The sequence below is a fragment of the Micromonospora sp. WMMD712 genome, assembly GCF_029581295.1.
Classification (GTDB): Bacteria; Actinomycetota; Actinomycetes; order Mycobacteriales; family Micromonosporaceae; genus Micromonospora; species Micromonospora carbonacea.
On record NZ_CP120743.1, the window covers coordinates 2679087 to 2705780 of the forward strand.

Genomic DNA, 26694 nt, shown 5'->3' on the forward strand with positions numbered 1-26694 from the left:
TGGTGGGACGAGCACGACGTCGGCGGTCGACGGACGACCGTGCCCAGGCCCGACGTCGGGGCGCGGGAAGCCTGCCCGGGCTTCCCACCGGCGCGCGCGGCTCCCGCTGCCGAGGAAGGCATTCACGGTAACCTCTACCGGGCCGAGTTAGGAAGCACTCCAAACAAACTCGCCCGGCCGGCGGGACGGCGACGGCCGATCAGTCGAGGTGGGAGACGTGCCAGTCTCAGTCGAGGTGGTAGACGTATCCGTCGCCGACGGCCTCGCGCCGCACGCCCAGCCCGTCGACCGGCCGGGTCTCCGCGCCCTGCCACGGGGTGCCCGCCGTGTAGGCCGGCAGCACCACCACCGTGCGCACCCCGACGCCCCGCAGGTACGCCACCGACGCGGCGTCCGGGAAGCCCGTGCTCGCCGCCCGGATCTCCTGCTGCTTGGCCGGCACGAACGACGCCAGCCCGTTGACGATCTTCGGGAAGCCGTCGGTGGACCAGAGCATCACGTGGAACTCCCGGATGCCGTCGCTGGGCAGCACCAGCGCCGGGCCGCGCAGCCCGTGCATCGCCGCCGGCGCGACCGGGGCCGGCACGTGCGGCGTCCGGTTGACGCCCTCGGCGAGCACCAGCAGCACCGGCAGCACCAGCACCAGCCGCCCCCAGCGCCGCCACCCGCCGCCCGGCCGCCCCGCCTTCTCCGCGCCCGGCTCCGAATCGGTGTCGCCCACGGTCAGCGCCCCGGCGGCCAGCACGCCCAGCAGCAGCGTCGTCCACAGCACCAGCCGGCCCGGGGTGCGGACCCCGTCCCAGCCCGGCACGTGCTCCACCAGCGTGACGTACCCCGGGTCGCCGTCCCCGCCCAGCGTGGTGCCGGCGGCCAGCGCCACGGTCACCAGCGCCCCGGCGGCCAGCGCCACCCGGTGCCGCACCCGCCACGCCGACACGAACAGCCCGGCGGCGGCGAGCCCGATCAGCACCATCCCGGGCAGCAGCGTCATCTCCCCGGCGAAGGTCAGCGAGGCCCGCGCCGCCTCGTGCCGCTCCCCCCACAGCCACGACTCCGGCGGCGCGGTGAGAAAACCGCGCAGCGGCGGGGAGAACATCGCGATCTGCTCGACCGTGCGCCGGCCGTCCGGGTGCCGGGCCACCACCTCGAAGTAGGGCGCGGCCATCAGCAGGGTCACCCCGGCGAAGAACACGCCGCCCGCCAGGTCCGCCACCAGCAGCCGGCGGCCGAACGCCGGCCGCCGCCGGTGCCGCCACCACGACCAGCCGTACCCGCCGGCCGCGCCGAGGCAGAGCAGCGCCAGCGCGTACGCGAAGGGCAGGCCGATGCCGAAGCCGAGGCTGACCTGCCAGGCGGCGGCCGCCCAGCCCGCCACCGCCCAGCCGGGGCGCGCCCGCTCGGGGCGGTAGCCGTGCCGCAACGACCAGCCGTGGCCCCGGGCCAGCATGGCCAGCGCCAGGGCGATCCCGCCGATGCTGAGCACGTGCAGGTGCCCGGCCTGGGCCAGCTTCCACGGCGCGTACGCGAAGGACGCCCCGGCCACCGCCGCGCCCGCCCGGCCCGCGCCGAGCTGCCGCGACAGCGCGTACGCGCCGACGAAGGCGAGCGCGTGCACCAGCACGTACAGCAGGTTGTAGCGGGCCACGGCGGCGACCGGCCCCTCGCCGAAGAAGCCGAACGGGGCGTAGCCGAGCAGCGTGTCCGAGTACGCGTACGTGTACGGCTCCGGCCAGAACGTGTTCGAGTGCCAGAGCTGCGTCGGGTTGGTGAGCACCGCGTGCCCGCCCCAGGCGACCTGCCACGCCTGCAAGGTCGGGTCGCCGACGTCCTGCGGGATGGTGCCGGTCAGGTCGCGCACCGTCGGCCAGGTCAGCACCACGGCCAGCAGCAGCGACCCGAGCACCGCGAGGGTCCACTCGTGCCGGGCGAACCGGGCGAGCCGTCCGGCCACCGCCCGCCCCCGACCGACGGCCGCCGGCGGCCCGGTGACGTCGACCGGTGCCGCCTCGCCAACCTCACCCATCGCCTGCTCCCCGCTCCCGACGGTCAACGCCGCCCCAGATCGTGCCGGACCGCCCGCCGTCTTGTCGACCATCATCACTGCAAGGAAGGGCCCCTTCTTAACGCTTTCTGCATAGGAAGGGCCCCCTCCTAACCACGCGGCCCGGGGAGCGGCACGGGCGGGCCGTCAGATCAGGCGCAGCTCGCGGGCGCGGCGGACGGCCTCCCGGCGGCGGGTGGCGTCCAGCTTGCGGTAGATGTTGCGCACGTGCGTCTTGACGGTGTTCACCGACAGGGACAGCTCGGCGGCGATCTCCACGTTGGACAGGATGCTCTGGAGGTAGCGCAGGATGGTCAGCTCCCGCTCGGTGAGCGGCTCGTCGAGCGCCCGGTCCGGCGCGGGGCCCGGCGCGGGGCCCGGCCGCGCGGGCGGCTCCTGTGCCGCCCGGACCAGGTCGCTCACCGTCGGCCAGTGGGCCGTGCCGGAGTCGAGGTGCGCCGCGAGCAGGTCCCGCACCCCGGGCTCGGCCCGGGTGAACGGCCGGCGGAACCCCTCGTCGGCGGCCAGCTCCAGGACCCGCTCCAGCGTCCGCCCGGCCCGTCGGGCGTCCCCGGCCCGCGCGGCGAGCGCCGCGTCGAGCAGGCCGGCGTCGAGGCGCACCGGCAGCGGCCACGCGGCGGCCTCCGGGCCGTCCCAGCGCGGCAGGGCGCGGGCGGCGGCGGCCGGGTCGCCGGCGCGCAGCTCGACCCGGGCCAGGGCCACGGCGGCCGCCCCGGCCGGGCCGTCCGGCCGGCCCGGCGCGCCGGCCAGCAGCTCCCGGGCGGCGTCGGCGTCGCCGTGGGCGGCCCGCAGGTCCGCCTCGGCGGCCAGCAGCCAGCCGGCCAGCTCCCCCGCGCCACCACCCCGCCCGGCCGGCGCGGGCGCGGACCGGCCGACGGCCGACGCAGACGCGGACCGGCCGGCGACCCAAGCGGGCCCGGACCGGTCGACGACCAGCACGGACCCGGACCGGCCATCGGCGGGCGCGGGCGCGGACCGGTCGACGGCGGGTGCGGGGCCGTCGCCGGTCGTCGGTGGGGCGAGGGCGTCCCGGGCCGCCGCCAGCAGGCGTCGGCCGGCGGCCGGGTCGCCCCGGTCGCGCAGCAGCGTCGCCCGGCACAGCGCGGCGAGCGCCGCCGCCGCCGGCTCGTCGGCGGCCGGGCCGGCCAGCGCCAGGTGCGCCTCCGCGTCGTCGGGCCGGTCCCGGTGCAGCGCGACGACGGCCAGCGACAGGTGGGCGTACGCGCAGTCGGTGCGGCAGGACCAGCCCTGACCGGGCGGCATCGCCAGGGCTTCCCCGGCGGCCCGCTCGGCGGCCCGCAGCTCCCCGAGGGCCGCGTGCAGCAGGGCGGACCGGCTCGCGCAGAGCAGCTCGGTGCGCGCCCGACCGGCCGCCCGGGCCGCCACGAGCGCGGCGTCGAATTCGGCCGCCGCGCCGCGCAGGTCGCCGCCGGAGAGCGCCACCAGGCCGAGGGCCGCCCCGGCCGTCGCCCGCACGTCGGCGTCGTCGGCGGCGCCGGTGCGCGGGTCGTCCGCCGACCCCTCGGGGGTACGCGTGGCGAGCAGGCGCGCCGCCGCCCGGCGTACCTCGTCGGGGTCGCCGGCCAGCCGGGCGAGGGTGACCTCCAGGGCGACGGCCAGCCGACGGAACCGGTCCCGGCGCGGCACGGGCAGCGACCGCGCGTGCCCGGCGGCCCGGTGCAGCTGCGCGGCGGCGGCGTCGGCGTCGCCCGCGTGGGCCCGCTCGGCGGCGGCGGCCAGCGCCAGCTCGGGGTCCCGCCGGACGGCGGCCTCCGGGGGCGCGGCGGGGACGGGCCCGCCCGCGCCCTCCCGGTCGTACGGCACGAGGTCCGGCCAGCCGGTGACCAGCAGCTCGGTGGCCGCGTCCCAGCGCCCGGCGGCGAGGGCGTGCCGCAGCGCCTCGGCGGGGCGGGCGTGCCCGGCGTACCAGTCGGCCGCCCGCCGGTGCAGGTCCCGGCGCTCCGCGTCGGTCAGCTCGCCCAGCTCGGCGCGGAGCAGGTCGGCCAGCAGCGGATGGCAGCGGTACCAGGGCGGCCGGCTGTCGTCGCGGTCCACGAAGCCGCCGGCCGCGGCCAGCGCGGTCAGCGCCCGCCCGGCGTCGGACCGGCCGGTCAACGCGTCGACCAGGTCGGCGCTGACGGCGTCGGCCACCGTGCTGCGGCGCAGCGCGTCCCGGGCCGCGGCGTCGAGCGGGTCGAGCACCTCCGCGCGCAGGTAGCCGGCCACGTCCGGCTCGTCGCCGCCGAACTGCTCCAGCCAGCGCACCGGGTCCGGCCGGTCCCGCGCGGCCAGCGCGGCCAGCCGCAGCCCGGCCGCCCAGCCGCCGGTACGCGCGCGCAGCCGGGGCACCGCCGCGGCCGGCAGGAGCACGCCGTGCGCGACGAGCAGGTCGGCCACCTCGTCGTCGGTGAAGGCCAGCTCGGCGGGGCCCACCGTGGTCAGCTCACCGGCGAGCCGCAGCCGGTGCAGCCCCGCCGGCGGGTCGGTGCGGGCCCCGGCCACCACCCGCAGCCGCCCCCCGGCGTGGCGGAGCAGGAACTCCAGGCCGGTCAGCGCCGCCGGGTCGGGGACCCGGTGCACGTCGTCGAGGACCAGCAGCACCGGGCGGTCCCGGGCGGCCAGCGCGGCGGCCAGCAGTTCCAGCCGGTCGGGCCGGGCCGGGTCACCGGCGGGCGCGTGCGGGTGCAGGGCCGCCGTCAGGTACGCCCACAGCCGCGCCCCCGTGTCGCCCGCCTCCACCGACACCCACGCCGGTGCCGGCTCGACGGTCCGGGCCCACGACCCGAGCAGCGTGGTCTTGCCCCAGCCGGCGGGCGCGGTGACCAGGGTGAGTGCCCCGGCGACGCCCTCGTCCAGCCGGCGCAGCAGGCGGGGCCGGACCAGCACCGGCTCGGGCGGCGGGGCCGGCGTGAGCCGGGACGCCAGCAGCGGCCCCACCGGCCCGGGGTCGCCGCCGGCAACCATCGTCGCGCCGTCCACCTCGTGCTGCGTCATGCGGCACCCCCACGCCACGCGTCCCTCCCCGGCTCGTGCGGCGGGCGGTTACCCGGCCCCGGCCGGTTCACCCCTTCGGGGGGATCCCGGTTCACCCGGCCGCCGCCGAGGCTGGGGGCACCGGTCGTCGGCCGCGCGGGTCCCGCCGTGCCGACGGCGGACCGGCTGGACGGGCCCGTCGGCGGCCGCAGTGGAGAGGCGGGTGGGACGGATGGGACGGGGCAGGCGGGGCGGTCGGGCGCTGGCCCGTACCGCCGGGGTGGTGGCCGGCGCGGTCGCCGGGGTGACGGTGGCGCGGGTGCTGCGCGCGCCGTTCCGGGGCGGCCGCCCGCGCGAGGCCGGCCCGCGCGACGGCTGGCAGGTGGTCACGATCGACCGGCCGCCGGAGCGGGTCCTGCCCGGCGGGCGGTGGCCGGAGCCGCTGCGCCGGCTCGACGGGGCGGTGGAGGTGGCGCAGGGGCCCGCGCCCGGCGGGCGCGGCACCGAGCTGGCGGCCCGGCCGGTACGCGGCGTGCCGGTCACCGGGATGGCCGCCCACCTCGTCGGCGGCGACCCCGCGCCGCTGGTCCGTGAGGCGCTGCGCCAGGCCAAGCAGCTCGCCGAGACCGGTGAGCTGCTGCGCGCGGACCGTTCCCCGGTGGAGGGACCCCGACCGGCGCGGTCCGCCCCGGCCGGGCCCGGGACCGGGTGGCCCGGGGCGGCCGGGCCCGGCCCGGTGGGGCCCGGCGGCGACCCGGCGGTGCCCGGATGAGGGCGCTGTGCTGGCTCGGCGCGGACGGCCTCGCGGTGCGCCAGGTGCCCGACCCCGAGCTGCGCAACTCCGCCGACGCCATCGTCCGGGTGCGGCGCAGCGCCACCTGCGGGGCGGACCTGCCGCTGCTCGCCGGGCGAACGGCGGCGCTGTCCGTCGGCGACGTGCTCGGGCACGAGTTCCTCGGCGACGTGGTGGAGGTCGGCCCCGGGGTCAGGCGGCACCGCATCGGCGACCGGGTGGTGGTCTGCGCGGCCGTGGCCTGCGGCAACTGCTGGTACTGCCGGCAGGGCCTCTTCGCCTGCTGCGACAACGGCAGCACCGGGCCGGCGGCCGCCGAGGCGGCGTGGGGGCAGCCCACCGGCGGCTGCTTCGGCCAGCCCCGGTCGGCCGGGGGCTTCGCCGGCAGTCACGCCGAGTACGTCCGGGTGCCGTACGCCGACGTCGGGGCGTTCCCGGTGCCGGAGCCGGTGGACGACGACCGGGCGGTCTTCGCCTCGGACGCGGTGCCGGCCGGCTGGCTCGCCGCCGAGCTGGGCGAGGTGTCCCCGGGCGACGTGGTGGCGGTCTGGGGCGCGGGCGCGGTGGGCCAGATGGCCGCGCAGGCGGCGCTGCTGCGCGGCGCGGACCGGGTGGTGGTGATCGACCGCTACCCGCAGCGGCTGAGCCTGGCGCAGCGGCACCTCGGCGCGGAGACCCTCGACTACCTGAGCGTCGACGTCCCGGCCGAGCTGCGGGAACGCAGCGGCGGGCGGGGCCCCGACGTGTGCGTGGAGGCCGTCGGCATGGCCTGGGACGGCGGGGAGCCCCGGTCGCTGGCCGAGCGGTTCGCCGCCGCGTGGCCCGGCGCCGCCCACGACCGGCCCATCGCGGTACGCGAGGCGGTGCACGCCTGCCGCAAGGGCGGCACGGTGGTGGTGCTCGGCACGTTCACCGGGTTCGTCGACACGTTCCCGCTGGGCGCGGTCATGCAGAAGGGGCTGACCGTGCGCGCCGCCCGGCAGCACGGGCAGCGCTCGATCCCGATGCTGCTGGACCGGATGGCCCGCGGCGAGATCCACACGGGGCACCTGGCGACCCATCACCTGCCCCTGGAGCAGGGCGCGCTCGGCTACGACCTGTTCCGCACCCGCGCCGACGGCTGCCTGCGCACGGTCTTCACGCCCTGAGCGCTCTGAGCGCCCTGAGCGCCCTGAGCGCCCTGAGCGCCCTGAGCGCCCATCGTGGTGCCGGTGCCGCCCGCCGGTGGCAGACTCGCGGGATGCGTGAGGATCGGGCGTACGACGTCGTGCTGTTCGGGGCGACCGGATTCACCGGCGGGCTCACCGCCGAGTACCTCGCCCGGCACGCGCCGCCGGGGCTGCGCTGGGCGCTGGCCGGACGTAACCCGGCCAAGCTGTCGGCCGTCCGGGACCGGCTCGCCGGCATCGACCCGGCCCTGGCCGGGCTGCCGCTGCTCACCGCCGACGCCGGCGACCCGGAGACGCTGCGCCGGGTCGCCGGGGACGCCCGCGTCGTGGCCAGCACCGTCGGGCCGTACGTGCGGCACGGGGAGCCGCTGGTCGCCGCGTGCGCGCGGGCCGGCACCGACTACGTCGACATCACCGGCGAGCCGGAGTTCGTGGACACCACGTACGTGCGGCACCACGCCGAGGCCGTCCGCACCGGGGCCCGCCTCGTGCACGCCTGCGGCTTCGACTCGGTCCCGCACGACCTGGGCGTCTGGTACACGGTCACACAACTGCCGGCCGACGGGCCGGTCACGGTGGACGGGTTCGTCCGGGCGGGCGGCCGGTTCTCCGCCGGCACGTACCATTCGGCGCTCACCGCGTTCTCCCGGGCCGCCGAGGCGAGCCGGGCGGCGCGGGAGCGGCGCGCCGTCGAGCCGCGCCCGCCGGGCCGCCGGGTCCGGGCGGTGCACGGCAGGGTCGGCCGGTCGGCGGAGCTGGGCAGCTGGGCGGTGCCGCTGCCGACCATCGACCCGCAGGTGGTCCGCCGGTCGGCGGCGGCCCGGCCGGAGTACGGGCCGGACTTCCGCTACCGGCACTTCGCCGCCGTGCGGCGGCTGCCCACGATCGTCGTCGGCGCGGTCGGGCTCGCCGGGCTGACCGGGCTGGTGAAGGTGCCCCCGGCCCGGCGGTGGCTGCTCGGCCGGCTCGCCTCCGGGCAGGGGCCCAGCGCCGAGCAGCGGGCGAAGTCGTGGTTCCGGGTGCGCTTCGTCGGCTCCGCCGGGGGCCGGCGGGTGGTCACCGAGGTGACCGGCGGCGACCCCGGGTACGACGAGACGGCGAAGATGCTCGCCGAGTCCGCCCTCTGCCTGGCCCTCGACGACGGCCTGCCGCCCGTCGCGGGCCAGGTGACCCCGGTGACCGCGATGGGCGACGCGCTGCTGCGCCGCCTCACCGCCGCCGGCATCGCCTTCCGCACGCTGGAGGTGCAAGGAGGGGCCCCCTGTTAACGCTTTCGGTATAGGAAGGGTCCCCTGCAAACATCGCCGCCCGACGAGCGGCAGGGGCGGCGTGGGCGCGGCTTGACCCTCGACCTGGTGGAGGGCACAGGATCCTCGGCGTGGAGAGCGAACTGCGCAGCATCGGCGAGCTGGCCCGCGCCAGCGGCCTGACCGTCAGCGCCCTGCGGTTCTACGACCGCTCCGGGGTGCTGGTGCCCGCGCTGGTCGACCCGGTGACCGGTTACCGCTGGTACGCCGACGAGCAGGTCGTGCCGGCCCGGCTGGTGGCCGGGCTGCGCCGGGTCGGGATGCCGCTGGCGGAGATCGCCGCCGCCGTGCGGCACCGGGCCGAGCCGGCCGTGGTGGGCCGGCTGCTCGACGCGCACCTGCGCCGGCTGGAGGACGGCCTCACCGACGCCCGCCGCGAGCTCTCCCGGGTCCGAGCCCTGATCGACCACGAGGAGCACCCCATGACCACCCGTCTCGTCCTGTCCCGCGCCGACCTCGCCGCCGCGATCGACGCGGTCCGCTTCGCGGTCGGCACCGACCCGGAGCTGCCGGTGCTCTCCGGCGTCCTGTTCGACGTCGCCGACGGCGTACGCCTGGTAGCCACCGACCGGCACCGGATGGCGGTGGCCCGGGTCCCCGGCACGGTCGACGGGCCGACCCGGCGACTCCTCGCCCCGGTGGCCCTCGTCGACGCCGTCCGCGAACTGCTGGGCGGCACCGGCGACGGGAGCGCGCTGCCGGTCGGCGCCGGCGACGGGGGCACGCCGCTGGGCGGCGACGGGGGCGCGGTGCCGGGCAGCGCCGGCGACGCCGTCCGCGTGCTGTCGGGCGGCGGCGGGGGCGACGCCCACCTGCTGCTGGACGGCGACGGCCTCACGGTCACCGTGGCTGGCCGGGAGGTCGGCGGGGCCGCCCTGCCCGACGAGTTCCCCGACTACCAGCGGCTGCTGGGCACGCGCGTGCCCGCGTACCGGATCACGGTGGACGTGCCGGCGCTGCGCGCGCAGGTCGCCGGCCGCCCGCCGGCGCGGGTGCTGCGGCACGAGGGCGTCGACGTGCCGGTGACCGTGCTGGGCCTGGACGACGCGGGCGGCCTGCGGGTCCTCGACGACGTTGCGCTGGCCGACGCCGCGCCGGACGCGGTGCGGCTCGGCGTCAACGGGCGCTACCTGCTCGACGCCCTCGACGCGGGCGACCGGGGGCAGCTCCTGCTGGAGCTGGACGGGCCGATCACCCCGCTGGCGGTGCGCCGCCCGGACGACGCGGACGCGTACTCGATCCTGATGCCGATCCGGCTCTGAGCCGACGCCGCGCCGCGCCGCGTCGGTGCCGCGCGGGCCGCGCCCCGTCGGTGCCGGCGCGCCATGTCGGCGACATCGCGGCTTCCCGCACCAGGGAACCCGCGATGTCGCCGACATGGCGAGACCGCATCGCGGCGCGACGGCCCCGGCCGGTGGGCTCACGGCCGGGGCCGGGCGTGGGAGGCGGCGACGGTAGCATCGGTGGGTTCCCACCTGAGATTCCCGGACGGAGGCGTACGGAGCGCATGCTCGACATGGAGTTGATCCGGAAGGATCGCGAGGCGGTGGCGACCGCGCTGGCGAAGCGACTGGATCCCGCCGAGGTCAACCGGGCGCTGGACGAGCTCCAGCGGCTCGACCAGGAGCGCCGCGCCCTCATCACGGAGATCGACGCCGAGCGGCAGCGCCGCAAGGCGGAGGCGCGGGCGTACGCGGCGGCGAAGCGGGCCGGCACCGCGCCGGAGAGCGTCGCCCCGGAGGCCGAGCGCAAGCAGCTCGCCGAGTTGGAGTCCCAGCTCGACGAGGTGCAGTCCCGGCTGCGTGAGCGGATGAGCGAGCTGCCGAACCTGCCCGCCGACGACGTCGTCCCCGGCGGCAAGGAGGCCAACCGGGTCGTCCGCACGTTCGGCGAGCCGCCGGCGATCGAGAAGGTGCGGGACCACGTCGAGCTGAGCCGTCTGCTGGGCCTGGTCGACCACGAGCGGGGCGTCAAGCTCGGCGGCTCCGGCTTCTGGATGTACACGGGCGTGGGGGCCCGGCTGGAGTGGGCGCTGCTGAACTGGTTGATCGACCAGAACGTCGCGGCCGGCTACGACTTCCTGCTCCCGCCGCACCTGCTGCTGGACACCGCCGGCTTCGCCGCCGGCCAGTTCCCCAAGTTCTACGACGACGTCTACCACCTCGACCGGGAGTCCGCCCCGCGCGGGCAGTTCCTGCTGCCCACGGCGGAGACGGCGATCCTGGGGGCCTACCAGGACGAGATCCTGGACACGGCGACCCTGCCGCTGAAGCGGTTCGCGTACACCCCGTGCTACCGGCGGGAGGCGGCCGGTTCGCACTCCGACGAGCGCGGCACCGTGCGGGGCCACCAGTTCAACAAGGTGGAGATCTTCCAGTTCACGCTGCCCGAGCAGGCCGCCGCCGCGTTGGAGCAGATGGTCGCCCACGTGGAGGGCCTGGTCGCCCGGCTGGGCCTGCACCACCAGACCAGCCTGCTGTCGGCCGGCGACGCCAGCGCCTCGATGAAGAAGACCCTCGACATCGAGGTGTGGATGCCGAGCACCGGCAAGTACAAGGAGGTGTCGTCGGTGTCCTGGGCCGGCGACTACCAGGCCCGCCGGGCCGCCATCCGGTACCGGGAGGCGGGCGGCAAGCAGACCCGCTTCGTGCACACCCTCAACGGCTCGGCGCTGGCCACCAGCCGGCTGTTCCCGGCGATCCTGGAGCAGTTCCAGCAGCCCGACGGCTCGGTGCTGGTGCCGGAGGTGCTCCGCGACCGGGTGGGCACCGACCGGCTCACGCCGGGTCGCTGACCGGCACACCGTCGGCGGGGGTCGGGGCAACCCGGCCCCCGCCGCTTTCGTTGCGACCCCGTGCCCTGCCGGAGGCGTTAAGAAGGGGCCCCTGCTCTACAGAATGCGTTAACAGGGGGCCCTTCCTTACCAGCCCGAGCGCAGCGAGGGCAACCAGGGCGGCGGCCAGCAGGGCCGGGCCGGCCGCGTCCAGCACGCCGACGAGGGCCTGCTGGACGCGGGCCGCGGCGGCCACCACCGGGTCGCCGAACGCGTCGTGCCGGCCCTCGGCGAGTCGCACCTCGTACCAGCCGTACCAGGCGACGTAGCCGCCGGCGGCCAGCAGCACCAGGCCGCTGAGCCGGGGCACCCACCGGCCGGCCCCGCGCAGCCGGGCCACCACCCGGTCGCGCAGCAGCGCGACGCCGAGGGCGGCCACGGCCACCACGAGACCCATCCCGAGGGCGTACGCGACGAACAGCGCCAACCCGCGCGGCGTCGAGCCGGCCTGGAGGCTGGTCGCCACGATCGCCAGGAACGGGGCGATGGCGCAGGTCAGCGACGCCAGCGCGTACGCCGCGCCGAACAGCACCATCGACGGCAGCGTGCGGGTCAGCCGGGGCGCTCGGGTCAGCGGGCGCGGGGCGGGCAGCCGCCGCCCGGCGAGCAGCCAGCAGCCGAGCAGCACCAGCCCCACCCCGAGGGTGACGGTGAGCCAGGGCAGCCGGGGGCGCAGCCAGCCGGCCAGCGGCGCGAAGGCCAGCCCGAACGCGCCGAAGACCAGCACGTAGCCGCAGGTGAGGCCGGCGGCGGCGGTGAGCGCCCGGCCGACGGCGCCGCGTCCGTCGCCGGGCCCGGCCACCAGGATCGACAGGTACGCGGGCAGCATCGCGAACCCGCACGGGTTGACCGCGCCGAGCATCCCGGCGGTCAGCGCCAGCAGCACCGGGGCGTCCATCAGGCGGCCGGGGCGGTCAGCAGCGGAACGGCCAGCGGCGGGACGGCCAACAGCGGGACGGCCAGGCCGACCGGCGGCGGGAGCGGGGCGGCCATCAGCCGGCCTGGGCGGCCAGGGCGGCGACCCGGCGGGTGAGGTCCTCCCCGTCGAGGAAGCCCTGGTGGATCACCTTCCCGTCCCGGTCGATGATCAGGAAGGTGCTCTGCTCGACGACCTCGAAGCGCCGCCACAGCTTCCCGGCCGCGTCGTCGAGCTGGAGGGTGCCGCCCAGCTCGAACTCGGTCACGAAGTCCCGCATCGCCGTGCGCTGCCCGAGGCCGGCGACGCCGACGATCGGCACCCGGTCACGGTATTGCGGGGCGATCTCGGCGACCGTCCACGCCTGGCTGGCGCAGGTGGCGCACCAGGGGGCCCAGAACCACAGCACCACCGGCCCGCCGGCCAGGTCGGCGGCGGCGAACGGCTTGCCGTCGAGGGTGGTGCCGGTGAACCGGAGGCTCTCCGGCACCCGGGCCGGGGCGGCCGGCGTCGGCGGCGCGCCGGTGGGCGTACCGGCCGGGGTCGCCGTGGGGTCGCCGGCGTCGGCGGGCGCGGCGGCGGCCGCGTCGACCGGCGGTCCCGGGGTGTCGACGGCGCAGGACGCCGCGCCCGGCAGGGCGGCGGACAGGGCGGCGACCAGCGCGGCGGCTGTGCCGGCCCGCCGTCGGCGGGGCGACCGTCCACCCGGGGTGGCCCGGCGGCGCGACGGCCGGCGGAACAATCGCATCCGCGTCTCCCTTCGGTAGTGGGCCGCGCGGGGCGGGGCACCACGGCGGCGCTCCGGTCTCCGCCGGTCCCGGGGTGCGCTACTCGGCCTTGACCAACCGCAGCGCGAGTTCGGGGCACACCTTGACGGCCTTCATGGCACCCTCCCGCAGCCAGGTCGGCACGGGGGTGGTGGGGAAGGCGGGGTAGCCGTTGCCGTCGAGCCGGATGAAGTCGGGCACGACGTGGGCGCAGAGCCCGTGACCGTCGCACCGGGACCAGTCCAGGGTCAGCTTCCTCGGGTCGGCGTCGGGTGCGCCGGGCAGGCCCATGACGCCCTTGGTCCGCTTGCCGCACCCCTCGCCCGTGGTGTGCAGCTTCAGGTCGTCGGCGAAGACCTCCATGGCGGAGAGGGCGAACCGGGCGGTGCCGTCGGGGTGGCTGCACGCGCCGCGGCCCTTCACGTCCCCGGCGGCGGCGCGGACGATCTCGACGGGGGCGCTGCCGGAGACGGCCAGGTCGACGGCGCGGGCCAGGTCGGGCAGGCCCATCTTGCAGGGGCCGCACTGCCCGGCGGACTCGCCGGCCAGGTAGCGGACCACCTGGGCGGCCTCGCCGAGGGGGCAGGTGTCGCGGGCCAGCGGCACGATGATGCCCGCGCCGAGGGTGCCGCCGACGGCGGTGAGGCCCTTGCGGGACACCTCGGCCCGCTGCGCGGCCGCGGCGGTGATCCACTTGCCGTGGTACCCGCCCATGAGGATGCCCGGCCCGTCGGGCACCTCGCACAGTTCGAGGATGTCGCGCAGCGGGGTGCCGGCCGCGCACTCGACGACGGCGGGCCGCTTGGCCGCGCCGGTCACCGTGAGCAGCACGGTGCCGGGTTCGTCGTCGGTGCCGAGCGCCGCGTACTCGTACGGGCCGAGCCGGGCGGCGACGGCGAGCTGCGCGTACGTCTCGGCGTTGGACAGCAGGGTGGGCAGGCCGCCGACGCCGGAGTCGCTGGAACGCTTCTTGGTGCCCGGCGGGATGTGCGGCAGCCCGTTGATGCCGTTGACGAGCGCGCCGCCCTCGCCGGAGATGAACCGGTGCGGCACGGTGACGATGCTGGTGGGCACCGGCATCCGGCGTTCCTGGAGCGCCTCGGTCAGCGACGGCCGGCCCACGTCGTCGTCGGCGACGCCGATGACGATCTCGTCGGCGTCCAGCGCGTACGCGACCAGGGCCGCGCCGTCGAGGATGAGGTGCGGGGCCCGGGTGAGCAGCACCTTGTCCTTCCAGCTCGCCGGCTCGCCCTCGGTGGCGTTGACCACGACGATGGCGGAGGCGTCCTGCCGCTCGCAGGACTCCAGCACGGCGCGCAGCTTGCGGGCGAACGGGAACCCCGCCCCGCCCTTGCCCTTGAGCTGGATGGCCTCGGCGAGCCGGAGCAGGTTCGCCGGCTCCATCGGCCCGATGGGGCCGTGCACCTCCTCGTGGGCCATCAGGTCGAGGCGGCCGAACTCGGCGAAGCCGGCGGTGAGCCGGGGCTCGCCGACGCACGCCACGGGGGGCACCGTCGTGCGCATCACTTCGCCTCACCCCGCAGCCCGGCCCAGTACGCGCCGTCGACGGCGTCGGCGTTGGCCCGGTCGCGGTCCCGGTCCCGCTTGCGGCGGCCGGGCCGGCCGTCCCCGGCGGCCCGCAGCGCGCGCCGGGAGGCCAGGTCGACCAGGGTCGGGGTGTCGTCCATGGGCGGCAGGTCCTCGGCGACGAACCGGGCCGGGGGCCGCCAGTAGTCGGGCTCCTCCGGGAGCTCGTCGTCGACGCTGTGCCGGCCGGACCCGCTGCGCGGGGTCGCGGAGATCGGTTCGGCGGAGACGGGCGTCGAGGACTCCCAGCGGCGCGGGCTGTCCCACGGCTCCTCGGGCTCTTCGGCGCGCTGCGGCGGCGAGGAGTAGCGGGCGACGAGGTCGTCGTCGCGGCGCGAGCGCCGGCCGGACGACACCGGGGCGACGTCCTCGTCGTAGCGGGAGCGCCGGCCGCCCGACACGGGTGCGACGTCCTCGTCGTAGCGCGCCCGGCGGCCGCCCGACACCGGGGCCGCGTCCTCGTCGTAGCGGGAGCGCCGGCCACCGGACACGGGTGCGACGTCCTCGTCGTAGCGCGCCCGGCGGCCGCCCGACACCGGGGCCACGTCCTCGTCGCGGCGGGAGCGGCGGGGACTGGAGACCGGGGCGACGTCCTCCTCGGAGCGCGAGCGGCGGGGGGCGGAGACGGGGGCGTCCGCGTCGCGCCGCCGCCGGCTCGACCGGTCGGGGGCCGGCTCGGCGGTACGTCGGGAGATGGGCTCCAGCTCGCGCTCGCCGCGCCGGGCCGGGGCGTCCAGTTCCTCGTCGCGGCGGCGGGTGGGCCGTACCGGCTCGCGCAGGGTGCCCGGCTCGGGCACCACCGGCACGGTGAACCGCTCGGGGTCGCGTCGCCCGCGGGCGGTGCCGGTCGGCATCGCCCAGGAGCCGGTGGTGGCGGTGGTCTCCGCCCAGCCGCCGGCGACGCGGGCGCGCCCGGCGCGGTTCTCGCGCTTCTCCTCGGCGTCGTCGCGCTTGCGGCCGATCTTGCTGAGCAGCAGCGTGGTCGTCTTGCCGTCGTCGGTGGACTTGCCGGCCATCGCCTTGTTCAGGGCGGCGGCCTGGTGCTGCTCGCGGCTGCGCTTGCCGAGGTGCACGGAGAGCCGGACCATCAGCGCCAGCACCACGAGCAGCACGCAGGCGAAGTAGCTCAGGGTCACCCAGGACGCCGCCGGCCGGCCCGCGTTCAGGCCGTGGAACAGGGCGAACGGCCAGGCCAGGTACGCCATCGAGTGCAGCCCCCGCCAGAACCACCTGGGGCCGACACCGACGAACCGGGCCCGGATGATGCCGGTCCACAGCACGCTGACCATGAGGAACGACGCCACCGTGCCGAGCCCGACGTAGAGCCCCCGCCCCCCGATGAACGGCACGAGGGCGTCGGTGGGCCCGGCCCGGCCGATGGCGATCTTGGTGATGACGTGGAACACCAGCCCGGCGACGCCGAGGATGCCGGTGGCCCGGTGCGCCGACTGCAACAGCACCCGGTGCGGGATGCGCAGCACGAGCCGGTCGGTGGCGAGCAGGCCCATCATCACGGTGAGGCTGAGCGACACCAGGGCGACGACGCCGGCGAAGAACTCGGTGAAGAAGAAGCCGTAGGCGTACATCGCCGTGCCGGCGCCGGCCAGCTCGATGCCGGCCCAGACGATCGCGAGCGCCGACCCGGCCATCAGTGCGATGGAGGTCTTGGACCTGGTCCGCACCCCGCGGCTGCTGCTCGTGGTACGGACGGTCGTGGCCTTGGTGTTCTGCTGTGCCCGAGCCATCTGCTCCTCGATCGTGTAGCGGCGGCGCCCCCACCGGCCGACCCTGCTCCCCCATCGAGTACGGAGCACCGGGTTCAACGGATCAGCCGGGTCGTGAATTTTCCCGGGCTTTTTCCGTGGCGCCGTCGAACCGTTCCGCCGTGGGCTGCGTGTAGGGCACCCCGCGCAGCGACGCCCGTCCATCCGTTGACACCCGCCGCAACGCGCTTGTAACCTTTCCGAAAATTTCAATCCCGACTGCAAGATGCCGGCAAGCAGCAGTCCGCCCCTCCCCCGACCCCCGTCAGGAGTCCCCGATGCATCGACGTCGATGCCGCTCGGCGGTCCTCGCCCTGGGCGTGATCGCCGGCCTGCTCGCACCGACCGCCGTGGCGGCGCCCCCGGCCGCCGCCGCCCCGTCCGGCACGAAGAAGGTCATCGCCAACCTGTTCGAGTGGAACTGGCCGTCGGTGGCCAGCGAGTGCACGACCGTGCTCGGCCCGGCCGGCTACGGCTACGTGCAGGTCTCCCCGCCCCAGGAGCACGTCCGGGGCAACCAGTGGTGGCTGGCGTACCAGCCGGTCAGCTACCGCATCGAGTCCCGCAAGGGCACCCGGGCGCAGTTCCAGTCCATGGTGAACACCTGCCACGCCGCCGGCGTGAAGGTGATCGTCGACGCCGTCGTCAACCACATGTCCGGCCAGGACGCCGGCGGCACCGGCTGGGCCGGCTCCCCCTACGGCCACTACGACTACCCCGGGATCTACCAGACGCAGGACTTCCACCACTGCGGGCGCAACGGCGGCGACGACATCGCCAACTACAACGACCGGTACGAGGTGCAGAACTGCGAGCTGGTCAACCTGTCGGACCTCGCCACCGAGTCCGACTACGTCCGGTCGAAGATCGCCGGGTACCTCAACGACCTGCTCTCCCTCGGCGTCGACGGGTTCCGCCTCGACGCCAGCAAGCACATGCCGGCCGCCGACATCGCCGCCATCAAGGGCAAGCTGTCCCGCTCGGCGTACCTCGTGCAGGAGGTCATCTACGGCGCGGGCGAGCCGATCCAGCCGACCGAGTACACCGGCAACGGCGACGTGCACGAGTTCCGCTACGGCAAGGACCTCGCCCGGGTGTTCCGCAGCGAGAAGCTCGCGTACCTGAAGAACTTCGGCGAGGGGTGGGGCCACCTGCCCAGCGGCTCGGCGGCGGTCTTCGTCGACAACCACGACACCCAGCGCGACGTCGGCGGGGTGCTCACCTACCGCGACCGGGGCATCTACGCCCTGGCCAACGCCTTCATGCTGGCCTGGCCGTACGGCTCCCCCACGGTCATGTCCAGCTACACCTTCAGCGACCGGGACGCCGGCCCGCCCTCCGACGCCAACAACAAGACGCTGAACACCACCTGCTACTCGGGCTGGGAGTGCGAACACCGCTGGCGGGTCGTCGCCAACATGGTCGGCTTCGCCAACGCCACCCAGGGCGCGGGCGTCGCCAACTGGTACGACAACGGCAACAACCACATCGCGTTCAGCCGCGCCGGCAGGGGCTACCTCACGATGAACGACGAGGACGGGGCGGTCACGGGGCGCTCGTACTACACGGGGCTGCCCGCCGGCCGGTACTGCGACGTGATCCACGGCGACTTCACGGGCGGCACGTGCAGCGGCCCGGTGATCACGGTGGACGCGAACGGCTGGTTCACGGCGGACGTCCCGGCCCACGACGCGATAGCCATCCACACCGCCGCCAAGCTGAGCTGAGCTGAACGCGCCGCGCACGGCGCGCCGAGGTGCAAGGAAGGGCCCCTTCTTAACGCTTTCTGTATAGGAGGGGCCCCCTGCAATCACGCCCCGCCGCCGCCCACCAACACCTACAGTACGTTTTGTGCTGTTTGACCGGATTGTCTCGCGGTGGGGGCTGGGCTGGCTGGCCGCCGCGCTCGGCGTACCCCTGCTTCTGGCGACCGGCCTGGTCACGGCCCGGGCGCTCACCCCGGAGCCGGCGCGGGTGTCCCCGCCGCCCGCCGCCCCCACCGCGCCCGCCACGGCGGCCGCGCCCACCGGCGAGCCGGTGCCCACCGCCGCGCCCGCGCCGGCCACCCTGCCGGTCGTCACCTACGACCCGGCGCCCGCCGGCTTCCCCGCCGACCCGAGCCCGGCCGACGCCACCCCGCTCACGGAGGGGCTGACGCCGACCCGCAAGGTCGCCGCGTACGACGCGCCCGGCGGCCGGCCGCTGGCCTTCCTCGCCCCCACCATCAACGGCGTCGAGGTGACCGTGCCGATCGTCGAGCGCCGCACCGGCTGGACGGCCGTGCTGCTGCCCTCGGCCACCCGGCGGATCGCCTGGCTGCCGCCCGACGGCGACTGGGCCACCGTGCCGCTGCGCGACCAGATCGTCGTGGAGCGCCGGCCGCACCGGCTCACCTGGTTCCGCGACGGACACGCCGTGCGATCGTGGCCGGTCAGCCTCGGCATGCGCGGCCAGGAAACCCCGCTGGGCCGCACCTTCGTCCTCGGCCGCACGCCGCCACCCGAGGCCGTGTACGGCGGCGTCGACGTCTTCGCCCTCGGCGCGATCCCCGACGACCCGGACGCCATCCCGCCGGGCCTGGCCGGCGCGCACATCGGCCTGCACGCCTGGCAGGACGACGACACCCTCGGCGAGGACGTCACCAACGGCTGCATCCGGCTGACCCGCAGCGGCCAGCGCCAACTGCTCGCCGAGGTGCGGCCGGGCAGCGTCGTGCTCGTCGTGGACGCCCTGCCCACCCCACCCCCGACAGCGTGACCGACGCCGGTGCCGGCACCGACTACGGCCGCCGGCAGACGCCGCACGCTCACCGCCGCCGGGGCCGGCGGGCACACGCGCCGTCGTGGTCCGGCCGCAGCAGGCACCGCCGGCCACCGTCCATGATCCGGTCGCAGAAGACCCAGTGTCGTACGTTCTGGTCGTCCTCGCGGGAGACGGTCGCGCCCCCGGGCTCGGTCTGCGGCAACACGTGCGTCCAGTGCGCCACCACCCGCGCCAGCCGCTGAGCCGAGAGCAGGTCGTTGGCGACCACCGGCAGGTGGATGACGAAACGCTCACTCACCGGCCCCACCCCCGCTCGTTGCGGGCGGGCGACGCCTCGGCGCGCAACCGGCACAGCGCAAGCTTGGCCTGACTGGTCTCCCGGCGGCTCTGCGCGAGCGCCTCGTGCGCGGCGGCCAACTCGACGGCGACCCGCTCCAGGAACCCCCGTACCTCCTGCGGGTCGAGCCCGCGCCGACCGAACCGGGCCGGCCGGAACCGCCACTCGCGCACCTGCCAGGGCAGCAGCCGGCGACCCACCGCCGGCTGACGCCCGGCCGCGCCGTGGGCCGGCGGCCGGCGACCCGACCGGGCCCGGCGGAAGAGGAAGAGGAAGACGCGCATGACAGGACCTGCCTCTCGTCGAGATCGACCTGTGGAGGGATGAGGCCGCCGGCCCGCCGCGCACCGGCGGACCCATCCGGCACCTGCCACCGCAGCCTTCGATCAGCGGGTACGACAGCAGGGCGCCCATGACCACTGAGCAGCGGAAACTCCACAGTGGTTGCCAAACGAAGTGAAGCACCGCATCAAGCCAAAATGCAACGTCTAACAGAGATCACATCAGGGAGGGCAAGCACCGTCACCCGAACGGAGAGTGACGTGTTTATTGTTTCTGATACACAGCTGGCGTTTAATTGGGCGGTCGCACGTCAACCATGACCAGCAAGGCGGAGGCAGGGTGTCACAGACAGCAACGGGCTCGACCATGCTCCGTCGGCAGCTCGGCAGGAAGCTCGAAGCGCTCCGCAAGGCAGCCGGATTGACGATGGAGCAGGCAGCCGAGCAGCTGGACCGAGCGCGAGCGACTCTCTACCGCATCGAAAACGGCGCCGAGAACGTCCGCTTCCGCGCTGCGGACGTCAGGGAGATGCTCACTCTCTACGGTGCCGGCCACGACGACACCGAGTTGGTCCTGGCAATGGCAGCAGCCACCCGAGAGAACAAAAACTGGTGGCACGACTACATCGGCTCGGGCCTGCCACGCTGGTTTCAGCTCTACATCGGACTCGAAGCCGCCGCATCGAGGATTCGCAAGTACCAGCCCGAGTTGGTCCCCGGCCTGTTCCAGACTCGCGCCTACGCGGAGCAGGTCTTCCAGATGCCCGGGGGCTCGATCGACGCCAAGGACCACGACGAGCAGGCGCGCGCCATCCAGCTCAGGATGGAACGCCAAGGGCTACTCACCCGATTCGCCGCACCACAACTCAGCGTGATAATCAACGAGGCGGTGTTGCGTCGGCCCGTGGGCAGCGGCGCCATCATGACCGAGCAACTCCACCAGATCTTGAAGGCCGCAGAGCTACCGAACGTAACCGTGCAGGTGCTGAAATTCTCGGCGGGCTTGCACGCGGGAGCGATGAGCGGGGCATTCTCGATCATGGACTTCCCGCAGGACAGCAACGGCAAGGAGGTGGAGCCACCGGTGACCTACCTCGAAGCCGCCACCGGCGCGATCTATCTCGACAAGGCGCACGAGATCGCCGCCTACAACAGCATCTGGGCAGACATGGCAGGCCGCGCGTTGAACGAATCCCAGTCCAAGAGCATGATCCAGCAGATCGCAGAGGAGTACTCCCGTGCCTGACCTGACTGGTGCCGTCTGGCGCAAGTCCACCCGGAGCAACAACGGCGGCGACTGCATCGAGGTCGCCGACAACCTCCCTGGCATCGTCGGACTACGCGACAGCAAAGACCCATCCGGGCCGGTGCTGACCTTCACCCCGTCGTCCTGGGCCACCTTCATCGAGGACGTCAAGGTCCAGCCACTTGGCCACTGAGGATGGCAAGGGCCTGCACCACGGATCCCTCCTGCCCACCCGACAACGCCGGTCAGCTCGTACGCTGCACACACCAGCCTTGGTGACCCAGCCACCACTCGGGATGTGATCTTGACCAGCAAAGTGAATGAAATCTGCACAGTTGATCTATAGCGCCCCAGGTCAGGAAGCCTGTTCCCCGCGCACGCGGGGGTGATCCCTGTGATTACTCCTTTAGATTGAGCTTCTCGGCCTGTTCCCCGCGCACGCGGGGGTGATCCCACGCCCAAAACCGACAAGAGGCTCGCGGGAGTCTGTTCCCCGCGCACGCGGGGGTGATCCGGGGTCAGTCATGGATCGCATTATCTCCGCCCTCTGTTCCCCGCGCACGCGGGGGTGATCCTGGAACGACATGGTTCGGCGTGCCTACGGGTACCTGTTCCCCGCGCACGCGGGGGTGATCCCCGAGAGAGATAAAAGCGCGGGACGCGCGATTACTGTTCCCCGCGCACGCGGGGGTGATCCCCGAGAGAGATAAAAGCGCGGGACGCGCGATTACTGTTCCCCGCGCACGCGGGGGTGATCCCGTCAACGCGAAAGGGACGCCACAATGAAGGTCCTGTTCCCCGCGCACGCGGGGGTGATCCGGTGTCGTCAAGATGCGATCGGAGCGAACGGGTCTGTTCCCCGCGCACGCGGGGGTGATCCCGATGACTAGACCGCCAATGATATAGATGATTGCTGTTCCCCGCGCACGCGGGGGTGATCCGGTCACCCGCGACGAGTACGCCCGCGTCCACCCCTGTTCCCCGCGCACGCGGGGGTGATCCTTCGTTTGTGACGGCTGAGGGGCCGGAAGCCCTCTGTTCCCCGCGCACGCGGGGGTGATCCCTCACGTAACCATTCGATCGTTGCCGTCGGGCTCTGTTCCCCGCGCACGCGGGGGTGATCCCATGTCCTGGTTGGTGGGGATGACGTGCAGCAGCTGTTCCCCGCGCACGCGGGGGTGATCCGTCGTCGAGAGCCGGGTGCATGGGGTCCTCCGGCTGTTCCCCGCGCACGCGGGGGTGATCCCCACGACACTCCCGCCGGACGACCCGAGCCAGCCTGTTCCCCGCGCACGCGGGGGTGATCTGTTCCCCGCGCATGCGGGGGTGATCTGTTCCCCGCGCATGCGGGGGTGAGCCCATCCTCGATGGCGGTCACTCGGCCACCGTCCGCCTGTTCCCCGCGCATGCGGGGGTGAGCCCAACAGCAAGGGTGCGACCATGACCGCCAGAATCTGTTCCCCGCGCATGCGGGGGTGAGCCCGCGCTGCGCCGGCACCCGGCCACCGTGACCGCCTGTTCCCCGCGCATGCGGGGGTGAGCCACGAACTGGCACACCATGCGGAGGGTGATCGGCCTGTTCCCCGCGCATGCGGGGGTGAGCCGACGCAGGCGGGGCTGGCGTCGGCGCTGCAGACCCTGTTCCCCGCGCATGCGGGGGTGAGCCCTGCCGGAAGCCCCCTGGCGCACAGGCAAGGGGCTGTTCCCCGCGCATGCGGGGGTGATCCTGGCCCCGTGAGACCTAAGAGACTGACGTGATGCTGTTCCCCGCGCAGGCGGGGTGATCCCGCGAGGATGATCCCGAGAGCGGGCCCCGCTTCTGTTCTCCGTATGCGAGGTGATCCGCGTCGTTCAGCTCCTGAAGCTGCTTCTCCGCTCTGTTCCCGCGTACGCGGGGTGGTCCTTGCGGGCATCGCCCGTGTGGTGCCGAGCCAGCACCCCGCAGGTCTCCCGCCAGCACAGATCTTGGACGGTTGCTGTCATCGATGAACTGTCATCGACGCCAGTTGTCCAAGATCTCGCTGCTGGTCCCGGCACCGCCCCGGAGTCGATCGCGTTGCTCGCGTTGCCCTACCCGATGCAGTCGAAGCTGAGCGTGATGGACGCAGAGTGGACGTCGCGAGCCGACCCGCACGCGCGGTGCCGATCCGTTCCAGTCGGAGCACCTCCGGCATAGCGGCGCGTTCCTCGGGACACGCAGCAACAGGGGCAAGCGGCAACAGCCATGATCGTCTGCTGATTATGGAGAGGTGCGGCGGCGTGTCGTCTCGGTAATCAGCAGACGATCATGGCCGAACCGCCCGCGCCCCCGCGCAGGAGACCCCAGCGGGGCACCTCCCGCCCCGCCCCGGCCCGCCCCGCTCGCGCTGATCTTGCAGTTCGGGCCCCGGCAAAAGGTGTGAAGCGCCCTTCTGCGGGGCCTCAAGTGCAAGATCAGCGCGAGCGGCAGGAGGAGGCGGCCTCGGCCCGTCATGCCCAAACCCCGGGTGTGGCGCAGCCGCGGCAACCGGCAGAGACAAGGGCGCAGCCGCAGGGGGCGTTACGCCGGCCCGGTCAGATGGTGCCAGAGGAACTCCAGGGTCAGGGCCCACACGAACGCCCGTTGCGCGTTGTTCGCCGCCGCGCCGTGCCCGCCCTCCACGTTCTCGTAGTACGCCACGTCGTGCCCGCGCTCGCGCAGCCGGGCGGCCATCTTGCGGGCGTGCCCGGGGTGCACCCGGTCGTCGCGGGTGGAGGTGACCAGCAGCGTCGGCGGGTACGCCCGGTCTTCGTCGACGTTGTGGTACGGCGAGTATTCGCGCAGGTAGGCCCAGTCGGCGGGGTCGTCGGGGTCGCCGTACTCGGCCATCCAGGACGCCCCGGCGAGCAGCTTGTGGTAGCGGCGCATGTCCAGCAGCGGCACGTGCGCGACGACCGCGCCGAACAGCTCCGGATAGCGGGTCAGCATCACCCCCGCCAGCAGGCCGCCGTTGCTGCCGCCCTCCATGCCGAGGCGCGCCGGGGTGGTGATGCCCCGGGCCACCAGGTCGGCGGCGACGGCGGCGAAGTCCTCGTACGCCCTGGGTCGGTTCTCCCGCAGCGCGGCCCGGTGCCACGCGGGGCCGTATTCGCCGCCGCCCCGGATGTTCGCCACCACGTAGCTGCCGCCCCGGGCCAGCCAGCCCCGGCCGACGATGCCGCTGTAGTGCGGCAGCTCGGGGACCTCGAAGCCGCCGTACCCGGTGAGCAGGGTCGGCCCGCCGGCCGCGTCGGGGTCGCCGACCAGGAAGTACGGCACCCGGGTCCCGTCGGCGGAGGTGGCGAAGTGCTGGCGTTCGGTCAGGCGGGAGGCGTCGAAGAACGCCGGGGCCCGCTTGAGCGTCTCGACCGGGCCGCCGACCTGCCCGAGCCGCAGCGTCGCCGGCTGCCGGAACCCCTCGGAGGCCAGCAGGTACGCGTCGCCGACGTCGGGGTCGGTGTCCACGAGCCGGGTGTGCGCGAACTCCGGCACGCCGGCGAGCGGCTCCCGCCGCCACGCCCCCGCCGAACCGGAAGCGCCGACCGCCGAGTCGGAAGCGCCAGCCGCCGAGTCGGGAGCGCCGGGGACGCCGGGGGTGAGCACCTCCAGTCTGCTGCGCACGTCGGCGAGGGTGGCCAGGATCAGGTGGTCGCGGGTCCACGCGTGGTAGCTCAGCGCGGTGCGCTCGTCCGGGGTGAACAGCGTCGTCAGCTCCCGCCCGCCGGCGAGGAACGCGTCGAACCGGGCCGCCAGCAGCGCGCCCGCGGGATGGGTCACCCCGTCGACCGTCCACGGCGAGCGCAGGCCGATCAGCAGCCACTCCCGGTGCGCGTCCCAGTGGGCGTCGGCCGGCACGTCGATGCGCACCAGTTCCCCGGCGGGCGTCAGCAGGTACGGCTCCGAGCGGAAGAAGTCGAGGCGGCGGCCCACGAAGGTGCGCTCGAAGCCGGGCGTGTGGTCGTGCGAGGCGTACGCGGAGACGTCGTCGACCTGGCCGGCGAAGACGACCTCGGCGGACGGCAGTGGCGTGCCCCGCCGCCACCGGCGGACCGTGCGGGGGTAGCCGGAGGTGGTGAGCGAGCCGGGGCCGAAGTCGGTGGCGACGAGGATGTGGTCCGCGTCGACCCAGACGACGTCGCTCTTGGCCTCGGCGAGGGTGAAGCCGTCGGCGACGAAGGCCCGGCGGACCAGGTCGAACTCGCGCACGACGGTGGCGTCGGAGCCGCCCCGGGAGAGGCTGACCAGGCAGCGGTCGTGCCCGGGGCGCAGCACCGTCACCCCCTGCCAGGTCCAGTTCTCGCCCTCCTGCGCGGCGAGCGCGTCGACGTCGAGCAGGACGTCCCACTGCGGCTCGGGCCGGCGGTACTCGTCGCCGGTGGTGCGCCGCCAGATCCCCCGGGGGTGGGCCGCGTCGATCCAGTAGTTGTAGTAGAGGTGGTCGCCGCGCCAGCTCGGGTAGGGGATGCGGTCGTCGGCGTCGAGCACCTCGCGGATCTCGGCCCGCAGGGCGGCGAACCGGTCGCCGCCGGTGAGGGCGGCCATGGTCTCGGCGTTGCGGTCGCGCACCCAGCCGGCGGCGTCCGGGCCGTGCAGGTCCTCCAGCCAGCGGTACGGGTCGTCGTCGGTGTCCGTCAGCCTCGTCACGTTTGCCACTATTCCCGGCCGGGTCAACCCTGGCGCCGCCCCCCGGCATTCGGACAAGGGGGCCGTCGGCCCTGGCATGGGCGGTGTCTCGCGGGGTATGACGGGCGGATGAGGGCGAGTTTCCGGATCGGCCGGATCGCGGGCGTACCCGTCGGGGTCAACTGGAGCGTCCTGGTCATCTTCGCGCTGATCGCCTGGGGGCTGGCGGGCAGCCAGTTCCCCCGGTCGTACCCGGACCGGCCGACCTGGGCGTACGTGCTCGCGGGGCTGAGCGCGGCGGTGGTGTTCTTCCTCGGGCTGCTCGCCCACGAGGTGTCGCACGCCGTGGTCGCCAAGCGCAACGGGCTGGAGGTCTCCGGGATCACCCTGTGGCTGTTCGGCGGGGTCGCCGAGCTGCGCGGGGAGGCCCGCGACCCGGGGGCGGAGCTGCGCATCGCCGGCGTCGGGCCGCTGGTCAGCCTGGTCGTCGGCGTGTTCTTCGGCGGCGTCGCGGCGCTGCTCGCCCTGGCCGGGGTGCACGGGCTGCTGCTCGGCGCGCTGGCCTGGCTGGCCGGCATCAACGTCCTGCTGGCGGTCTTCAACGTGCTGCCGGCCGCCCCGCTGGACGGGGGCCGGCTGCTGCGGGCCGCCGTGTGGAAGGCCACCGGCGACCGGGCGCGGGCGTCGGTGGTGGCGGCCCGCGCGGGCTGGGTCCTCGGCGCGCTGCTGATCGGGCTGGGCCTGTGGCAGTTCCTGCGCGGGACCGGGGCCGGCGGGCTGTGGCTGGCGCTGATCGGCTGGTTCCTGATCGGGGCCGCCGGGATGGAGGAGCGGCAGGCCCGGGTGGGCAGCGCGCTGCGCGGGGTGCGGGTCGCCGACGTGATGACCCCGCAGCCGCAGACCGCGTCGGGCGACATGACCGTGGCCGACTTCGTCGACCACTACCTCTTCGCGTACCGGCACTCGGCGCTGCCGCTGACCGACGACGGGCGGCCGGTCGGCCTGGTCACCCTCGACCGGGTACGCGGCATCCCGGCCGAGGCGCGGTCGGCGACCAGGCTGGCCGAGGTGGCCTGCCGGGCCGACCAGCTCGTGCTGGCCGACCCGGACGAGCAGCTCACCGACCTGCTGCCCCGGCTCAGCGAGTGCGCCGACGGCCGGGCGCTGGTGGTGGCCGGCGGGCGGCTGGTCGGGATCGTCTCGCCCAGCGACATCAGCCGGGCGGTGCAGCGCGGCAACCTCCGCGACCAGGCGACGCGGGCGGGCGGCTGAGCGG

18 protein-coding genes, 1 pseudogene and 1 CRISPR repeat array are annotated in these 26694 nt (G+C 75.1%); of the genes and pseudogenes, 10 read left to right on the forward strand and 9 right to left on the reverse strand.

The window, feature by feature from the left end; translation table 11 throughout:
- Positions 1-226: 226 nt before the first annotated feature.
- On the reverse strand, positions 227-2023 hold the full coding sequence (locus tag O7633_RS11230) for a hypothetical protein (RefSeq protein WP_282327730.1): 1797 nt from the start codon (positions 2021-2023) through the stop codon (positions 227-229).
- A 165-nt stretch (positions 2024-2188) separates the two neighbouring features.
- Entirely contained in the window at positions 2189-5026 is a 2838-nt protein-coding gene (locus O7633_RS11235) for a LuxR family transcriptional regulator (RefSeq protein WP_282328522.1), read from the reverse strand.
- Positions 5027-5297: 271 nt separating this feature from the next.
- Here O7633_RS11235 and O7633_RS11240 point away from each other — a divergent pair.
- From O7633_RS11240 to serS, 5 genes and pseudogenes are all read left to right on the forward strand, one after another.
- Positions 5298-5690: pseudogene (locus O7633_RS11240) on the forward strand (hypothetical protein); the annotation flags it as partial.
- 113 nt (positions 5691-5803) lie between these two features.
- Positions 5804-6976 (forward strand): alcohol dehydrogenase catalytic domain-containing protein, encoded by a 1173-nt coding sequence (locus O7633_RS11245; RefSeq protein WP_282327731.1) that lies wholly within the window; start codon positions 5804-5806, stop codon positions 6974-6976.
- A gap of 92 nt (positions 6977-7068) precedes the next feature.
- Positions 7069-8265, forward strand: coding sequence for a saccharopine dehydrogenase NADP-binding domain-containing protein (locus O7633_RS11250; protein WP_282327732.1), 1197 nt, complete (start codon positions 7069-7071; stop codon positions 8263-8265).
- A gap of 122 nt (positions 8266-8387) precedes the next feature.
- Positions 8388-9566, forward strand: a complete 1179-nt coding sequence (locus tag O7633_RS11255) for a MerR family transcriptional regulator (RefSeq protein WP_282328523.1) — start codon at positions 8388-8390, stop codon at positions 9564-9566.
- Between the two features lie 245 nt (positions 9567-9811).
- Complete coding sequence (gene serS / locus O7633_RS11260) at positions 9812-11098, forward strand: serine--tRNA ligase (RefSeq protein ID WP_282327735.1); 1287 nt, start codon at positions 9812-9814, stop codon at positions 11096-11098.
- Here the strand turns inward: serS and O7633_RS11265 are convergent.
- The 4 genes from O7633_RS11265 to O7633_RS11280 all read right to left on the reverse strand — a co-directional run bounded on the left by O7633_RS11265 (position 11082) and on the right by O7633_RS11280 (position 16152).
- Positions 11082-12035 carry a cytochrome c biogenesis CcdA family protein gene (locus O7633_RS11265; protein WP_282327736.1) on the reverse strand — a complete coding sequence of 318 codons (954 nt, stop codon included), beginning with the start codon at positions 12033-12035 and terminating at the stop codon, positions 11082-11084. The two genes, serS and O7633_RS11265, sit on opposite strands and share 17 nt — an antisense overlap.
- A gap of 94 nt (positions 12036-12129) precedes the next feature.
- On the reverse strand, positions 12130-12801 hold the full coding sequence (locus O7633_RS11270) for a redoxin domain-containing protein (RefSeq protein WP_282327738.1): 672 nt from the start codon (positions 12799-12801) through the stop codon (positions 12130-12132).
- Between the two features lie 79 nt (positions 12802-12880).
- Positions 12881-14347: an NADH-quinone oxidoreductase subunit NuoF family protein gene (locus O7633_RS11275; protein WP_278128576.1), complete on the reverse strand. Its 1467-nt coding sequence runs from the start codon at positions 14345-14347 to the stop codon at positions 12881-12883.
- Positions 14344-16152, reverse strand: a complete 1809-nt coding sequence (locus tag O7633_RS11280) for a hypothetical protein (RefSeq protein WP_282327739.1) — start codon at positions 16150-16152, stop codon at positions 14344-14346. Before O7633_RS11280 ends, O7633_RS11275 begins: the two co-directional genes overlap by 4 nt.
- A gap of 296 nt (positions 16153-16448) precedes the next feature.
- On the opposite strand from O7633_RS11280, the gene O7633_RS11285 reads away from it, so the two are divergent.
- A complete protein-coding gene (locus O7633_RS11285) occupies positions 16449-17897 on the forward strand; it encodes an alpha-amylase family glycosyl hydrolase (RefSeq protein WP_282327741.1) in 1449 nt (482 codons plus the stop codon).
- A 124-nt stretch (positions 17898-18021) separates the two neighbouring features.
- Positions 18022-18927 carry a L,D-transpeptidase gene (locus tag O7633_RS11290; RefSeq protein WP_282327742.1) on the forward strand — a complete coding sequence of 302 codons (906 nt, stop codon included), beginning with the start codon at positions 18022-18024 and terminating at the stop codon, positions 18925-18927.
- Between the two features lie 49 nt (positions 18928-18976).
- Here the strand turns inward: O7633_RS11290 and O7633_RS11295 are convergent, their stop codons facing one another.
- Together O7633_RS11295 and O7633_RS11300 are read right to left on the reverse strand one after the other, a co-directional pair.
- A complete protein-coding gene (locus O7633_RS11295; RefSeq protein ID WP_282327744.1) occupies positions 18977-19231 on the reverse strand; it encodes a hypothetical protein in 255 nt (84 codons plus the stop codon).
- Positions 19228-19554 carry a DivIVA domain-containing protein gene (locus O7633_RS11300; protein WP_282327746.1) on the reverse strand — a complete coding sequence of 109 codons (327 nt, stop codon included), beginning with the start codon at positions 19552-19554 and terminating at the stop codon, positions 19228-19230. Before O7633_RS11300 ends, O7633_RS11295 begins: the two co-directional genes overlap by 4 nt.
- A 364-nt stretch (positions 19555-19918) precedes the next feature.
- Here O7633_RS11300 and O7633_RS11305 point away from each other — a divergent pair, with 364 nt between their 5' ends.
- Both O7633_RS11305 and O7633_RS11310 read left to right on the forward strand, forming a co-directional pair.
- Entirely contained in the window at positions 19919-20797 is an 879-nt protein-coding gene (locus tag O7633_RS11305) for a helix-turn-helix transcriptional regulator (protein WP_282328524.1), read from the forward strand.
- Entirely contained in the window at positions 20790-20990 is a 201-nt protein-coding gene (locus O7633_RS11310) for a DUF397 domain-containing protein (protein WP_282327748.1), read from the forward strand. The genes O7633_RS11305 and O7633_RS11310 overlap by 8 nt, the downstream gene beginning before the upstream one ends.
- Before the next feature lie 171 nt (positions 20991-21161).
- Positions 21162-22585: a CRISPR direct-repeat array (repeat unit 28 nt; unit sequence CTGTTCCCCGCGCACGCGGGGGTGATCC).
- Positions 22586-23336: 751 nt separating this feature from the next.
- Here O7633_RS11310 and O7633_RS11315 read toward each other — a convergent pair.
- Complete coding sequence (locus tag O7633_RS11315) at positions 23337-25439, reverse strand: prolyl oligopeptidase family serine peptidase (protein ID WP_282327750.1); 2103 nt, start codon at positions 25437-25439, stop codon at positions 23337-23339.
- A gap of 108 nt (positions 25440-25547) precedes the next feature.
- On the opposite strand from O7633_RS11315, the gene O7633_RS11320 reads away from it, so the two are divergent.
- Entirely contained in the window at positions 25548-26690 is a 1143-nt protein-coding gene (locus O7633_RS11320; protein WP_282327751.1) for a site-2 protease family protein, read from the forward strand.
- The last annotated feature ends 4 nt before the right edge of the window (positions 26691-26694 follow it).

Bases quoted from the DNA above. Each gene is read 5' to 3' on its own strand.
- O7633_RS11230 (WP_282327730.1), bottom strand. From the start codon at position 2,023: ATGGGTGAGGTTGGCGAGGCGGCACCGGTCGACGTCACCGGGCCGCCG.
- O7633_RS11235 (WP_282328522.1), bottom strand. From the start codon at position 5,026: ATGGTTGCCGGCGGCGACCCCGGGCCGGTGGGGCCGCTGCTGGCGTCC.
- O7633_RS11245 (WP_282327731.1), top strand. From the start codon at position 5,804: ATGAGGGCGCTGTGCTGGCTCGGCGCGGACGGCCTCGCGGTGCGCCAG.
- O7633_RS11250 (WP_282327732.1), top strand. From the start codon at position 7,069: ATGCGTGAGGATCGGGCGTACGACGTCGTGCTGTTCGGGGCGACCGGA.
- serS (WP_282327735.1), top strand. From the start codon at position 9,812: ATGCTCGACATGGAGTTGATCCGGAAGGATCGCGAGGCGGTGGCGACC.
- O7633_RS11265 (WP_282327736.1), bottom strand. From the start codon at position 12,035: ATGGACGCCCCGGTGCTGCTGGCGCTGACCGCCGGGATGCTCGGCGCG.
- O7633_RS11270 (WP_282327738.1), bottom strand. From the start codon at position 12,801: ATGCGATTGTTCCGCCGGCCGTCGCGCCGCCGGGCCACCCCGGGTGGA.
- O7633_RS11280 (WP_282327739.1), bottom strand. From the start codon at position 16,152: ATGGCTCGGGCACAGCAGAACACCAAGGCCACGACCGTCCGTACCACG.
- O7633_RS11285 (WP_282327741.1), top strand. From the start codon at position 16,449: ATGCATCGACGTCGATGCCGCTCGGCGGTCCTCGCCCTGGGCGTGATC.
- O7633_RS11300 (WP_282327746.1), bottom strand. From the start codon at position 19,554: ATGCGCGTCTTCCTCTTCCTCTTCCGCCGGGCCCGGTCGGGTCGCCGG.
- O7633_RS11305 (WP_282328524.1), top strand. From the start codon at position 19,919: ATGCTCCGTCGGCAGCTCGGCAGGAAGCTCGAAGCGCTCCGCAAGGCA.
- O7633_RS11320 (WP_282327751.1), top strand. From the start codon at position 25,548: ATGAGGGCGAGTTTCCGGATCGGCCGGATCGCGGGCGTACCCGTCGGG.